This is a genomic window from Staphylococcus sp. LKG4-2 (genome assembly GCF_050955665.1).
Classification (GTDB): domain Bacteria; phylum Bacillota; class Bacilli; order Staphylococcales; family Staphylococcaceae; genus Staphylococcus; species Staphylococcus saprophyticus.
The window spans coordinates 977400-991034 of sequence record NZ_CP194532.1 but is presented as its reverse complement, the minus strand read 5'-3'; the positions used below and the strand labels follow the sequence as shown (position 1 = coordinate 991034).

At 32.9% G+C, this 13635-nt stretch carries 15 protein-coding genes; 3 read left to right on the top strand and 12 right to left on the bottom strand.

Features of this window, described 5'->3' with window-relative positions:
* Positions 1 to 12: 12 nt before the first annotated feature.
* Together ACM6UH_RS04730 and deoC are read right to left on the bottom strand one after the other, a co-directional pair.
* On the bottom strand, positions 13 to 1314 hold the full coding sequence (locus tag ACM6UH_RS04730) for a pyrimidine-nucleoside phosphorylase (protein ID WP_011302654.1): 1302 nt from the start codon (positions 1312 to 1314) through the stop codon (positions 13 to 15).
* A 67-nt stretch (positions 1315 to 1381) separates the two neighbouring features.
* Complete coding sequence (deoC, locus tag ACM6UH_RS04725) at positions 1382 to 2044, bottom strand: deoxyribose-phosphate aldolase (protein WP_002482694.1); 663 nt, start codon at positions 2042 to 2044, stop codon at positions 1382 to 1384.
* A gap of 184 nt (positions 2045 to 2228) precedes the next feature.
* Between deoC and deoD the strand changes: the two genes are divergently transcribed.
* The gene (gene deoD, locus ACM6UH_RS04720; RefSeq protein WP_011302652.1) at positions 2229 to 2939 is read left to right on the top strand and encodes a purine-nucleoside phosphorylase; all 711 of its coding nucleotides are present in this window, start codon (positions 2229 to 2231) and stop codon (positions 2937 to 2939) included.
* A 184-nt stretch (positions 2940 to 3123) separates the two neighbouring features.
* Here the strand turns inward: deoD and ACM6UH_RS04715 are convergent, their stop codons facing one another.
* The 9 genes from ACM6UH_RS04715 to ACM6UH_RS04675 all read right to left on the bottom strand — a co-directional run bounded on the left by ACM6UH_RS04715 (position 3124) and on the right by ACM6UH_RS04675 (position 11256).
* Positions 3124 to 3573 (bottom strand): Dps family protein, encoded by a 450-nt coding sequence (locus ACM6UH_RS04715; protein ID WP_011302651.1) that lies wholly within the window; start codon positions 3571 to 3573, stop codon positions 3124 to 3126.
* 180 nt (positions 3574 to 3753) lie between these two features.
* The gene (gene rbsK / locus ACM6UH_RS04710) at positions 3754 to 4617 is read right to left on the bottom strand and encodes a ribokinase (RefSeq protein WP_011302650.1); all 864 of its coding nucleotides are present in this window, start codon (positions 4615 to 4617) and stop codon (positions 3754 to 3756) included.
* 33 nt (positions 4618 to 4650) lie between these two features.
* On the bottom strand, positions 4651 to 5034 hold the full coding sequence (locus ACM6UH_RS04705) for a thiol-disulfide oxidoreductase DCC family protein (protein WP_002482690.1): 384 nt from the start codon (positions 5032 to 5034) through the stop codon (positions 4651 to 4653).
* Between the two features lie 330 nt (positions 5035 to 5364).
* Entirely contained in the window at positions 5365 to 6732 is a 1368-nt protein-coding gene (locus ACM6UH_RS04700; RefSeq protein ID WP_011302649.1) for an EVE domain-containing protein, read from the bottom strand.
* A 72-nt stretch (positions 6733 to 6804) separates the two neighbouring features.
* Entirely contained in the window at positions 6805 to 7785 is a 981-nt protein-coding gene (locus ACM6UH_RS04695) for a YeiH family protein (protein WP_011302648.1), read from the bottom strand.
* Between the two features lie 206 nt (positions 7786 to 7991).
* Positions 7992 to 8219: a hypothetical protein gene (locus ACM6UH_RS04690; RefSeq protein WP_011302647.1), complete on the bottom strand. Its 228-nt coding sequence runs from the start codon at positions 8217 to 8219 to the stop codon at positions 7992 to 7994.
* Positions 8220 to 8243: 24 nt separating this feature from the next.
* On the bottom strand, positions 8244 to 9182 hold the full coding sequence (locus ACM6UH_RS04685; RefSeq protein WP_002482686.1) for a type I phosphomannose isomerase catalytic subunit: 939 nt from the start codon (positions 9180 to 9182) through the stop codon (positions 8244 to 8246).
* 585 nt (positions 9183 to 9767) lie between these two features.
* Positions 9768 to 10466 carry a FadR/GntR family transcriptional regulator gene (locus tag ACM6UH_RS04680; RefSeq protein WP_002482685.1) on the bottom strand — a complete coding sequence of 233 codons (699 nt, stop codon included), beginning with the start codon at positions 10464 to 10466 and terminating at the stop codon, positions 9768 to 9770.
* Between the two features lie 130 nt (positions 10467 to 10596).
* Positions 10597 to 11256: an NAD(P)-binding oxidoreductase gene (locus ACM6UH_RS04675; RefSeq protein WP_011302646.1), complete on the bottom strand. Its 660-nt coding sequence runs from the start codon at positions 11254 to 11256 to the stop codon at positions 10597 to 10599.
* A 153-nt stretch (positions 11257 to 11409) separates the two neighbouring features.
* Between ACM6UH_RS04675 and ACM6UH_RS04670 the strand changes: the two genes are divergently transcribed.
* The gene (locus ACM6UH_RS04670; protein WP_011302645.1) at positions 11410 to 11709 is read left to right on the top strand and encodes an ArsR/SmtB family transcription factor; all 300 of its coding nucleotides are present in this window, start codon (positions 11410 to 11412) and stop codon (positions 11707 to 11709) included.
* Between the two features lie 19 nt (positions 11710 to 11728).
* Positions 11729 to 12694, top strand: a complete 966-nt coding sequence (czrB, locus tag ACM6UH_RS04665) for a CDF family zinc efflux transporter CzrB (RefSeq protein ID WP_047503333.1) — start codon at positions 11729 to 11731, stop codon at positions 12692 to 12694.
* Between the two features lie 181 nt (positions 12695 to 12875).
* Here the strand turns inward: czrB and ACM6UH_RS04660 are convergent, their stop codons facing one another.
* Positions 12876 to 13607, bottom strand: coding sequence for a metallophosphoesterase family protein (locus ACM6UH_RS04660; RefSeq protein WP_011302643.1), 732 nt, complete (start codon positions 13605 to 13607; stop codon positions 12876 to 12878).
* Between the last annotated feature and the right edge of the window lie 28 nt (positions 13608 to 13635).

The window sequence follows — 13635 nt, the reverse complement described above, 5'->3', positions numbered from 1 at the left end:
AATATTCCTCTCCTATTCAGTAATTATTTTATGAATCAATGTTGGTTCATTACCAGTGTCACTAATCGTAATACTTTGCAATAGTTTATCTTTTACGTTATCAATTTGTTCTTGATTGCTGTGGATTGTTAACAAAGCCTCTCCTTTGTTGACGCTATCTCCAACCTTTTTATGCAATACGAGACCCACACTTAAATCTATTTCGTCTTCTTTAGTTTGTCTGCCTGCACCTAACATCATAGAAGCTACACCGACTTCATTTGCAATAATTTCAGTTACAATGCCTTCACTTTGTGCGGGTAGTTCAATTTGATATTTGGCTTGTGGTAATTTTGATACATCGTCTACAACAGAACCATCGCCATCTTGGTTTTCTAAAAATGTTCTGAAACTTTCTAACGCTGAACCATCTTGAATTGCTTGTTCTAACATTTTACGTGCTTCATCAAGATTTTGAGCTTTTCCACCGACGACTACCATCTGTGAACCTAGCGTCATAACTAACTCTGTTAAGTCTTCTGGTCCATTACCTTGCAACGTTTCAATCGCTTCTTTAACTTCTAAAGCATTACCTATTGCATTGCCAAGTGGTTGGCCCATATCCGAAATAATTGCCATTGTATTTCTACCTACATTATTACCGATACGAACCATGGCATGCGCTAACGCTTCTGCATCTTCTAACGTTTTCATAAATGCGCCATTACCGGTTTTAACATCTAATACAATTGCATCCGCGCCAGCAGCAATTTTTTTACTCATTATAGACGATGCAATCAGTGGAATTGAATTCACCGTACCGGTAACATCACGAAGTCCATATAGTTTTTTATCAGCGGGTGTTAAATTCCCAGTTTGACCAATGACTGCAACTTTCGCCTCATTAACCAATTTAACAAATTGTTCTTCGCTAATTTCAACATGGAAACCTTCAACTGATTCTAATTTATCAATGGTACCACCAGTATGGCCTAGTCCGCGACCACTCATTTTCGCTACTGGCACACCTACCGCAGCCACTAATGGTGCAAGTACTAGTGTCGTCGTATCACCAACACCACCCGTTGAGTGCTTATCCACTTTAACCCCATTAATATTAGATAAATCAATGACATCACCTGAATTAACCATCGCCATCGTCAAGGCAGCTCGTTCATCATCATTCATATCTTGAAAATAAATCGCCATCGCTAAACTAGAAGCTTGATAGTCAGGAATATCTCCATTTGTATATCCATCAATAAAGTATTCAATTTCTTGTTTCGTTAGCGCTTGACCATCACGTTTTTTTTCAATAATATCTACCATTCTCATATGAGTTGGCCTCCCCTATTTTTCAAGTCAATACATAACTGTATTCAGACAAGATTTCAGTTATTTATTAATAATCTGAGTCACTTTCTAAACCTTGTACAATTTCAACGCCTGCACTAGCGCCAATACGTGTGGCACCTGCTTCAAGCATATGATTGAAGTCTTCAAGATTTCTAACGCCACCAGAAGCTTTTACTTCTAAATCATCGCCCACTGTATCTTTCATTAACTTAACATCTTCAGGTGTAGCACCACCACCAGCAAATCCTGTTGATGTTTTAACAAAATCAGCACCAGCTACCTTGCTTAATTCGCTTGCTTTGACTTTTTCCTCATCAGTTAATAAGCATGTTTCAATAATAACTTTAACTGTTTTACCGTTCGCTGCACCTACGACACCTTCGATATCTTTTTGAACGTCTTCAAAGCGTCCATCTTTTAAAGCACCAATATTAATTACCATATCTACTTCTGATGCACCTTTATTAATAGCATCTTCTGTTTCAAATATTTTTGTTTCAGTTGTTGATGCTCCTAATGGAAAACCTATAACTGTACATACTAATACATCTGAACCCTTAAGTTGTTCAGCAGCATATTTTACATGTGTTGGATTAATACAAATCGATTTAAAATTAAACGCTTTCGCTTCCTCGATAATTTTATCTATTTGATTTCTCGTAGATTCCGGTTTAAGTAATGTGTGGTCTATATATTTTGCGTAATTCATATTAAATCCTCCTATTATTTTGTTTATTAGCATATGGTGTTTTAACCCACTCATAATTATATAGTAAAATTAAACATATATGTTTATAAACATTCTCTCTTTACCTCTATACTACAAAAATTCGCAAAAATAATAAACAAATGTTATCTTTAATTTGATAAAGAATTTAAAGGAGAAGATGATTATGACAAAAGCAACACCTCATATTCAACCTAATGGGAAAAAAATAGCTAAAACCGTATTAATGCCAGGGGATCCACTTCGTGCAAAATATATTGCGGATAACTATTTAGAAAACGTTGAACAATTTAACGAAGTACGTAATATGTTTGGTTATACTGGTACATATAATGGTAAAGAAGTATCTGTAATGGGATCAGGTATGGGCGTTCCAAGTATTGGTATCTATTCGTATGAACTATACAATTTCTTTGATGTAGACACAATCATCCGTATCGGCTCATGCGGTGCTTTACAAGAAAACGTTAACTTATATGATGTGATTATTGCACAAGGTGCTTCTACGAATTCTAGTTATGTGGAGCAATACAACATTCCTGGTCATTTTGCACCATTAGCAGATTTTGAATTAATATTAAAAGCTAAACAAAAAGCAGATGATATCGGTGCTACGACACATGTTGGCAATATCTTATCTTCTGATACGTTCTATAATGCCGACCCTACATTCAATGAACAATGGCAACGCATGGGTGTCTTAGGTATTGAAATGGAGTCTGCAGCACTATATTTAAACGCTACTTATGCAAATAAAAAAGCTTTAGGCATATTTACAGTAAGCGATCATATCTTACGTGATGAAGCGACAACTGCTGAAGAACGCCAAAACTCTTTCACTCAAATGATGGAAATAGCATTAGAAATTGCTGAATAACATTTTCTTTAGGTTTCAGATTGATATGTAAATAAGTACATATAGAGCTAGTGTGCTAATTCATAACACTCAGCTAACATTTTTTATAAAGAAAGAGGCCCTGTCTATTTAAATAGACAGGGCCTCTTTTATACGTCTAAGCTATATGCCCAGACACTATTCTCTTTATCTTAAACTGAATGTATTATCTACCTAAATATGATTTTAACATCCAGTTATGTTTATCTATATTTGTTTGCATACCGATGAACATATCTTCAGTCACATCATCATCTGCATTTGAAGCAACTTCAATTGCTTCTTCTAATTGTTTAGATACATTATCGAAGTCTTGTGAAAGTTCTTCAACCATTTCTTCAGCTTTGTAACCTTTGCCTGCTTCTTTGATAATTGAAAGATCTAAACTTTCTTTTAATGTTGCAACTGGATTACCACCAGCAGCTAAAATACGCTCAGCTAAATCGTCAATGTATTGACTTGCTTCGTCATATAATTCTTCGAATTTTGTGTGTAGTGAGAAGAAATTAGGACCTTTTACATACCAATGAAAATTGTGTAATTTTGTGAATGCGACTGTCCAGTTTGCTACTTGTTGATTTAATACTTTTACTACTTCTTCATTACTTTTTGCCATGTAAAATCTCTCCTTTAAATTTCAATATTATCATTAAATGACAACACCGTTCTTGATTACAATAATTATTATATTATAATAATTCTAATCTGTAAAGAATATTCGTGCTCTAAATTAGAATCATTTTAATTTAGATGTCCATTTAATGACCTACACTTATTATAACAAATTGCGCACTACTTATTCCAAGTCTTTTCTATACGGCATTGCGCCTTGTGCACCTAAACCTGTCACTGAAAAACTACCAGCCAAATTAGCAAAATTCACAGCATCTTCCAATGACTTATTTTCAATTAATGCAACTGCTAGTGCACCATTAAAAGTATCTCCAGCTCCTGTTGTATCTATGACTTCCTTTTTATAACCTTCAATCAGTTGTTGCGTATCGCTATAAAACAATGCGCCTTTTGCGCCTTGCGTAATAATAAGTTTACGTGGATATGCTTTAAGTGCTTGTTCTACTTGATGGTCAAATAGTAATTCACTTTCTGATTCGTTCGGCGTTATCCATGTTACTTTTTCGATTACTTCTTTATCCAATTCACGATAAGGCGCAGGATTTAAAATAACTTTGATACCATGCTTTGCTGCATATGTGACAACTGATTGAACCGTTGCTTCAAGAATTTCATGTTGGAGCAAAATAATGTCATCTTCACCAAAGTTTTCCAACTTTGGCAAAACAATATCTGGTGTAATATAGTTATTGGCAGCCGGAACGACAATAATACGATTATCATCTTCAAATAATGTAATGTGTGCTGTACCTGACTTCTCATTGTCAATGATGTCCATGTAAGTGGTATCAACATGATTATCTTTCAAGTTTTCCAAAATTTGTTTGCCGTATGCATCATCGCCCACTGCACCTATCATATACACTTCATTACTTAAGCGTGCAGCCGCTACCGCTTGATTTGCGCCTTTGCCACCAGGATTAGTAAAAAATGAAGTGCCCATTACTGTTTCTCCTGCTTCGGGCAATATATCAGTTTTTACAACTAAATCTATTGATGCACTACCAATTACAATAATTTTTCCCATGTTTGTTTCCTCCGTATTTTCAGTAAAAAATAATCAGTCAATAAAAAATGATTTTTCATAATCATTAGGTTCATGCCAATGGGTTTTCCACATATGATTTCTATTATCAGCAAATAATTGATAACCAAAATCTCTGATTATATTTGGCACGAAACGCAACAAGATACCTAACCATTTGTAGTTAGTCAACGATGTGATTAAGGTTGTAATTGCATCAGATTTATATTTCAACTGGTCACCTTCTTGTAAAATCACACTATCGTATTGTTGCGCTTCTGGATAATTTTCTAATAAATTTTGTGCTACATCACCCTGTAATTTGGCAAATTGATAACGTGTAGAAAGTCCGTGTTGAATTAACCAGATCGCATAGTTATAACAATAAACACAGTTACCATCATAATAAATTATTGGCATATACAACGCTCCTAAAATGATATATTTAGTCTACCATTATCATTATATAATGGGACTTACTTTTATTATATCCTAATTTCCTTAAAATAAATCATAAGTGCTTATATCTGCCTATTCCTATCAGTGCTCGTCGATTAAAAACATTATGTCTTTTTTACGCTTCTGTTTTAAAAGTATCCACTATAATTTAAATAATTAATAGACATTTATATTGTCATACTTTGCATAAAAAAATGACCAATCCATTCTTGAAGGATTGATCATTTCATATGCTTTCATAATTACTTATGCTTCATCATAACGTATAAGTTCAATTATTCTAAACTCTTTTTAATCTTGGTTCACTTTAACAATTCTAGTATATTTTAGAAACTGTTCTGTGTATTTTTGTTTAATTTCATTTAAACTGTCATACGTGATAGCGACAATATGCCAATTCGGATTAAAATGATAAAACGAATCTTTTTTTCTAGACCATTTAACCATAGTACCATCTTTATTATAACGTGGTAACGTCATCTCATAGCCTTCCAACACATTGATATATGTTTGAAAAATATCAGGATCTATACGGTTAAAATTATCTATAACTAAATAACTTTTATCTTTTCGAGGCATGAGATTCGTTATAAAACCTTCTCTATAATATAAAGCGCCCGTCTCATTTGGTAAATATTTTCCATAAAGCATGTCTTCTGTGAAATCCGGGTGCCCAGAAGTAATAACTGGATTCGCATTTGTTTTTTGCAATAAGTCTTCTGCCGCTTTTAATCCTTCTCCTTTATCTACTACAAGCAGAATAAATGGTTTCAAATCTTCTGCTGGCTTATCTATCACATTATCGCTTTGCACGGCTTCAAATTGTGGTTTCAAACCATCATTCGCACTCATTTCAAGTATAGATTCAAATTGCGTTTGTGACATACTTGCAATCGCTTGTTTTGCATTTTCCTGTAAGTAGTAAAGATTTTTTAATTTAGGATGCTTATTCAAAGTACTTAATGAGACAGGTTCAATTTCTTTTTCAAAATATACTTCAATAGCCGTACTATTAGTTCTACCAGGAATAGGTGGCTTTTCATGTATATGTTTACTCACTTCACCAACGCCAATGACCGATTGCTCTCGTTTTTTATTATAAAAAACAAGTTGGTCCCCTATTTCTAACTGTGTATAAAAATGATAACCATTTCTTTTTATACCATTATACGTATGTGTAAATATCGTGTTATATGATTCTGGTTCAAATTCTTGTTCCTCAGATATAAAAAAGTATCTAGGTATTTTAGTTTGGCCTTTGCCTAAGCTAACGATTAGTTCATACTCTTCTTTAGTAATTTGATTAAATAATGTTTCTTTCATATTACCCATTCTAAATTCTAACTGTTCACTTCTTTTTAAATAATCAGCTGTTAACGGCTTTAATTGTTCTTGTAATTCAAAATGAACGCGAATTTTATTTTGAGCACCCGTTTGTACACTTGTGATTTCACCAAATCCTAATAAACCAGTGTCCATCTGCACTTGATAAAAGATGACCTGGTCACCAACTTTGGCCTGTTTAAATGAACGGAAACCTTGAGAGGGATTAAATTGTGCACCTGATTCAAATAATGTTGTTTGTCCAACCATTGGTTCATTATGGTTCCAGCGATTATAACCGCAGTTTAACCAAAAATAACTTGTTTCCTCTGCCATTTAGATACTCCTTATCTCATATAAAAATTCTATTTTTCCTATTATATGAAAAATCACCTTATAGAACAAACATTACAATAAGTTGATTAATTTCATAGTGATTAAACTTGTAATAATAACAACGATCCAAGTCACTAAACCAAGTAATATAGGTTTGATACCCGCTTGTCTAAATTGTTTGAAATCCACATTCAAACCAATACCAGCCATCGCTATTGTAATTAAAAATAACGATAATTGTTGAAACATATGAATCACTGATGGTGAAAAATTGAAAATTGTACTTATCAATGATGCTATGACAAACCAAACAATAAACCATGGGAAGATTTTAGCTATGGATGTGTGCGATTGCTTCTCTTTTTCTTTTTTAATAGTTCTATATGTAAAAAATAAAACGACTGGAATAATCATTAACGTACGTGTTAATTTAACAACGGCCCCTGTTTCCAATGCAGTTTTACCGTAATTAGAAGTTGCTGCAATGACACTTGACGTGTCGTTAATCGCCGTTCCTCCAAAATAACCAAAAGTCGCTTGTCCCATATGCATGATATGACCAATTGGTGGGAAGATGAACACTGCTATGAGATTAAATAAGAAAATCGTCGAAATAGCAAATGCAACTTCACTTTCCTTTGCTTTTATAACCGGACTCGTTGCGGCAATTGCTGAACCACCACATATGGAAGTCCCTACCCCAATTAATATACTTAAATGTTCATTAATATTAAACAGTTTCATTAATACATAAACAATTAATGCCGCTGCAAACAATGTAACAAAAATAATTGGTAAAGATCTCCAACCGATGGTGCCAATAGATTGGAAGCTTAATGTAAACCCTAACACGACTATACTATAGTGTAATATTTTTTTACTGCTGAATTTTATACCAGCATCATATTTTTTAGGGATTGTTATTATATTATTAATTAAAATACCTATTATGATTGCAAATATAGCACTCCCAATGATAGGGAATTTACTGCCCATAATTGTAGCGACCATTGCGATTACTAAAGTCATAATGAGGCCTCTTGCTTTATCCAATCTTGCCACCTCCAATTTAAATACTATTTTAACATATTTCAGCTTATCTAAACTGTAAATATTGAAATGTACACGGTGTTATAAAGAAAAATTAAACTTATGTTTAAGAACTTTATTGCTAATCACACATTGTCTCTCCATATTTTATAAAATTCATAAAAAAAGTATCATTCACGCAATCGCAAAGATACTCAATTTATACATTATTAAGTTAACGTTAAAGCGCCCAGAATTGGCATCGTATTAATTAACACACCACCGAATTTGAGCATACCATTTATTTCTTTATCCGGTATTGTAATCAATGCTGCAATAATTCCTATTACACCAAAAATCATTGGAACAGCCATCGAAGGAAATATATCCGTCTTTAAAAATATGCCTGCACCAGATAAAAGACCACATACAAGTGATACATATAAAAACTTAATCATTTTAATGCACTCCCACTTCTATCTCTATAAGTAACTTACAATCAATTCATACTGACCTTCAAATATTGTATCTAAATCATCAGACGTTAATATAAAATTCTGTCCTTGTACTAAATCGAATACTTCACCATCAATAATGACTTGACCTTCACCTTTGAGCACAGAAATCAATACAAACTCTCTTGGTTTCATATAATTTAATGTACCTGAAATGTTCCATTTTACAATTGTAAAAAAGTCATTAGAAACAAGTTGTGTACGTTTATGATTTTCAATGATTTCAGTATCTGTTGGTATATTAATACTTTCATTTGCGATTTCAATTACTTCTTTCGCTTTAACTTGATTTAATTCGCGTTTATCGCCTGAATCTTGTGCACGGTCATAGTCAAACACACGATAAGTCACATCAGATGATTGCATCGTTTCGTAAACAAGTACACCTGCGCCAATAGAATGAATCGTTCCAGCAGGTATAAAATAGAATTCTCCCGCTTTAACTTTCACTTTATTAAATAACGAATCGTAATCCGCTTCATCAATCTTGTCAATTGCTGTTTCTTTCGATTGGGTATTTAATCCATATATAATTTCAGCGTCTTCTTCAGCATCTATAATATACCAACATTCAGACTTACCATATTGTCCATTCTCATTTTCATATGCATACGCATCATCTGGATGTACGTGTACAGATAAAGATTCTCTGGCATCTACAATTTTAGTCATTAATGGAAATTCTTGGCTCGGAAAATCACCAAATAGTTCTCGATGTTCATCCCATACTTGATCTAGTGTTTGCCCACGATATGGTTCGTTTAATATTTCACATTTGCCATTTGGATGTGCTGAAATCCCCCAAACTTCTCCGATATAATCACTGGGTAAATCATATCCAAATTCTTTTAATCGACTGCCACCCCATATTTTTTCATGAAAAATTGGTTTTAAAAATAACGGCATTCATCGCACCTCCAAATTCTTAAGTTGTAATCATATTTAAAATTATATTTTTTAAGTGAATGTTCTCATTTAAATTCATCTTTTTTTACAGAACTAGTGTGATTGTATCACATAATTACTGAGAGTATAAATGACTATACGCGTATTTCAATATATTTAAAATCACTTATTATTATATCAACGACCCATTTAAATTGGTAGTTCATTCTATTTTGTACAATCACATGACGAATCATTTTAATGAACGATTATATTATCGCCGGAAATTTTTCTTGTTTGGACTTGCCAATACAATCTAATTGACTTTATAATTAGATATAGAGTTTTTACATATAAGGTATTGTATTAATTTATGATTATTTGGAAAAGCTGATTACTTTTTCAAATTATAAAATTTGCTATTAGGGGTCTGAGACATAAATAGGTGTCTTAGGCCCCTTTTCTATTTAGTAGTAGATGTAAAATACGCTGACTATTGGACACTATTTCATGTATGTATAAGTACCTTGCTCTAAAATTACTAAAATCCACACAACATGATAAAAGCACCTTTTCATATTATCATGTGAAATGGCGCTTTTTTTATTATGTTTCTTTGAAGTTAGCTAATATGGTTTGTTTTACTTCGAGTAAGTGAGATTGCATGGCTTTAACTGCTGTCTTATCATCCTGCTCTAAAATGGCATGATAAATCATCTCGTGTTCTTCGAGTAATTTAGTCATTGTTTTTTGTTTATCATAGATAAATATTTTTCTAGTTTCTTCCATTGAATTTTGCATAAGTTCTGATATGTTATTTAATAACTCTACTAATAATGAATTTTGAGCTGCATGTGCGATTGCAAGGTGGAATTCTAAATCTGCTTTTTCTCCTGAAGTGCCATCAATTACTGCTTCCCCCATCACAGACAATGCTGTCGCTAGCTTTTCTAAATCTGCTTTATTACGGTATCGTGCAGCATTTGCTACTGTTGCACTTTCAACAATTTCTCTGAGTTCTAATAATTCTTTTATTTGAACTAAAGAATTGAATTTGTCCCCAAATTCAAAAAAAGTAGGCTCAATTTGTTTGATAAAAGTACCATATCCTTGTTTCATTTCTATTACGCCTATCGTTCTCAGTGCATTCAACGCTTCCCTCACTGACGCTGTGCTTACTCCAAATTGCTTACTTAATTTTTGGATAGACGGTAATTTATCACCAACCTGATAATCCTCAGATTTAATATTTTCTAAAATGATATCTGCAACTTGTTCATATATTTTTGGGTTTGAAATATTCATATTAACCTCCAAGCGATATAATTTATTGTATCAAATTTTCGCTCGTAATTTGCTTAAAAAAGCAATTATTTCTAACAAAAAAGAACCAATTTACACCATCATGTAAATTGGTTCTTTATTTAATTATATTTTATTTATTTTTAAACTGGTCTAATGCGTCTTCGATTGATTGTTCACCGCTCACAACTTGAAATTCAGTATTTATATAATCATCCGTTGCAAGTACTTCTTTAATGACTGAAGCAACATCTTCGCGTGGAATTGAACCTTTATCTTCGAAAAATGCATCTGCTGCAAATTTGTTTATGCCAGAATCATTTAACAATATACCCGGATGCACAATTGTATAACCTACATCCGCTTGTTTAAGATATTCATCTGCATAATGTTTCGCGATCGTGTATGGTTTCAAATCACCACTTGCATCAAAAGCTTCTCTTCTAGAATCATAAGTAGACACCATGACATATTGTTTTACATGGTTTGCTTCACTGGCTTTAATTGATTTGATAGCGCCGTCTAAATCTACGCTAATTGTTTTATCTGCACCAGTGCTACCACCTGATCCTACTGAAAATACAATTTTATCGAATCCTTGTAACTTTTGAGTTAACGTTTCAATATCATCAGCTTCAACATCAATCAATGTCGCTTTCACACCATTGTCTTCTAAAGCTTGCACTTGTTCTTCTTTTCTAACACCTGCGACAAATGATTCGCCACTTTCTTTTAATTGATTTACTAAATATTGACCTACGCCACCGTTTGCACCTATAACTAATGTACTCATTATATAGCCTCCTTCAATAAAATCTTAAATTCATTTTAACACTTCTACATATTTTTAAAACTATTGTGCTTTGAACATTGACTATTCAACAAAATTATATTAATATATGAACAAATATTCATATATTAATGTGAAGAAATGAGGTTAGTAGATATGGCGGAATCAATTAATGAACAAACGGTAACATATGTCACCGATATTTTTAAAGCGTTAAGCGAAGGTAATCGCCTACGTATCATGCACCTTTTGATTCAAGGCGAATGTAGTGTAGGTCACATCGCACACACTTTAAATTTAAGCCAATCAAATGTTTCACATCAATTACGTATTCTTAAACAAGCACATTTAGTGAAATCGAATCGCCATGGGCAATCTATGATTTATCAAATAGATGATACGCATGTGACTACTTTAATAAAACAAGCAATTCATCATGCCTCACATAAACAATAATTGAAAGGTGGATATTCATATGTCAGAACATCACGAACATAATCATGCTCACGGTCATGTACACACTAATAATAAAAAAATATTGCTTATCAGCTTTTTAATTATTGGTAGTTTTATGATTGTCGAAATAATCGGTGGTTTTTTAGCAAATAGTTTGGCTTTACTTTCGGATGGTTTACACATGTTTAGTGATACAATTTCACTTGGTGTCGCACTCCTTGCTTTTATCTATGCCGAAAAATATGCAAATAAAAATAAAACTTTTGGGTATAAAAGGTTCGAAATTTTAGCTGCACTTTTTAATGGCGTAACACTTTTTGTCATTGGTATCATTATCATTATTGAAGCTATTGAAAGATTCTTTAATCCAGTAGAAGTACAATCGACTGAAATGTTTATCATCAGCGTTACTGGCCTGATAGTCAACATCATTGTTGCTTTATTAATGTTTAGAGGTGGCGATACATCGCATAACATTAATATGCGTGGTGCTTTCTTACATGTTATGGGAGACCTTTTAGGTTCTGTTGGAGCTATTATCGCTGCGATACTCATATGGACTTTAAATTTAACGATAGCTGACCCAATAGCTAGTATCATTGTGTCACTGCTAATTATTAAAAGTAGTTGGGGCATTACAAAGTCTTCATTAAACATTTTAATGGAAGGTACACCTATCGATATAAATATGTCTGAAGTCATTGCCACTATTAAGGAAGAGGATGCAATCCAAAGCGTACATGATTGTCACATTTGGACAATATCTAATGAATTAAATGCATTAAGTTGTCACGCTGTTGTCCCTCATGAGATGTCAGTAGCTCAAGGTGAGCAATTGTTAAATAAAATAGAACACAAACTACAACAATTGAATATTCAACATATGACGATTCAGTTAGAAACCAAAGATCACCAACATGACGATGAGACGTTATGTTCATCTATATATAAAACTACTGCACACAATCATGCACATGATCATTAAAAATCTTGACCAATTAAACAAATTAAAAAAAGCGAGTGTACGAAAGTCAAAGTCGATTTCGCATGCTCGCTTCTTTAGTATAATTTAGCATTTCTACTACTTCTAATATTAATCACTACTTGGGATTTCATTATTGATAGTCTACCCCTATATACAGCATATATAGGTTTAAATTACGTGTTTATAAAAATTTATCAAATATCAGCGCTTTAGCTGGTACTTGTTTCTCGTCAAATCCTCTTATAAATTCTTCATTGTCATATGGGACTTTAACACGTTCAATTGAAAATTCATTTTCATCAATCGTTACAATACCATAAACTGCATATGCACCATTATTAAGACCTACAGAGCCCGGATTAAAATAAACTGTAGATTTATCATCATATAAATGTACAGTGTGGTTGTGACCAAACACGATTAAATCTGCTTGTTTATCTTCAAACAAAGCTTTTATGTTTTCTTCACTAGGTTCCACAATTGGACTATATGGTTGACCATCAATCGGTGTAGTTAATTGTTCATTTGGTATTTCATAATGAATAAACAGCACTTTTTTTTGATTAAATGTTTTTTCAATCACACGTGGTAGTTCATTTAATCTGTCGTAATAATCTTCATCTAAATGACTTTCAATCCATTGGTGATGTTCGTAAAATTTGTCTTTTAAGTCTTCAGGATAAGGTGTGTCATTCACTATCGACATCACCGCTTCATCATGATTACCCGCGATGATTTCCATATCATCTCTGTCAAAAATTTCATCAAGTACTTTATTCGTTTCATGTCCAACCCCGATATTATCACCCAGGTTAAATATCTTATTGATATCTTCTCTTCTATCAATATCATCTAAAACAGTTTCTAATGCATCAAAATTTCCATGAACATCAGTAATTATTGCAAATTTCATGATGATATCTCCTTTCAACTTTTTCTCA

Coding starts and splice junctions, on each gene's coding strand:
- ACM6UH_RS04700 (WP_011302649.1), bottom strand. CDS start 6,732: ATGGCAGAGGAAACAAGTTATTTTTGGTTAAACTGCGGTTATAATCGC.
- ACM6UH_RS04680 (WP_002482685.1), bottom strand. CDS start 10,466: ATGAATATTTCAAACCCAAAAATATATGAACAAGTTGCAGATATCATT.
- ACM6UH_RS04705 (WP_002482690.1), bottom strand. CDS start 5,034: ATGCCAATAATTTATTATGATGGTAACTGTGTTTATTGTTATAACTAT.
- ACM6UH_RS04670 (WP_011302645.1), top strand. CDS start 11,410: ATGGCGGAATCAATTAATGAACAAACGGTAACATATGTCACCGATATT.
- ACM6UH_RS04730 (WP_011302654.1), bottom strand. CDS start 1,314: ATGAGAATGGTAGATATTATTGAAAAAAAACGTGATGGTCAAGCGCTA.
- czrB (WP_047503333.1), top strand. CDS start 11,729: ATGTCAGAACATCACGAACATAATCATGCTCACGGTCATGTACACACT.
- deoC (WP_002482694.1), bottom strand. CDS start 2,044: ATGAATTACGCAAAATATATAGACCACACATTACTTAAACCGGAATCT.
- rbsK (WP_011302650.1), bottom strand. CDS start 4,617: ATGGGAAAAATTATTGTAATTGGTAGTGCATCAATAGATTTAGTTGTA.
- ACM6UH_RS04690 (WP_011302647.1), bottom strand. CDS start 8,219: ATGATTAAGTTTTTATATGTATCACTTGTATGTGGTCTTTTATCTGGT.
- ACM6UH_RS04675 (WP_011302646.1), bottom strand. CDS start 11,256: ATGAGTACATTAGTTATAGGTGCAAACGGTGGCGTAGGTCAATATTTA.
- deoD (WP_011302652.1), top strand. CDS start 2,229: ATGACAAAAGCAACACCTCATATTCAACCTAATGGGAAAAAAATAGCT.
- ACM6UH_RS04685 (WP_002482686.1), bottom strand. CDS start 9,182: ATGCCGTTATTTTTAAAACCAATTTTTCATGAAAAAATATGGGGTGGC.
- ACM6UH_RS04715 (WP_011302651.1), bottom strand. CDS start 3,573: ATGGCAAAAAGTAATGAAGAAGTAGTAAAAGTATTAAATCAACAAGTA.
- ACM6UH_RS04660 (WP_011302643.1), bottom strand. CDS start 13,607: ATGAAATTTGCAATAATTACTGATGTTCATGGAAATTTTGATGCATTA.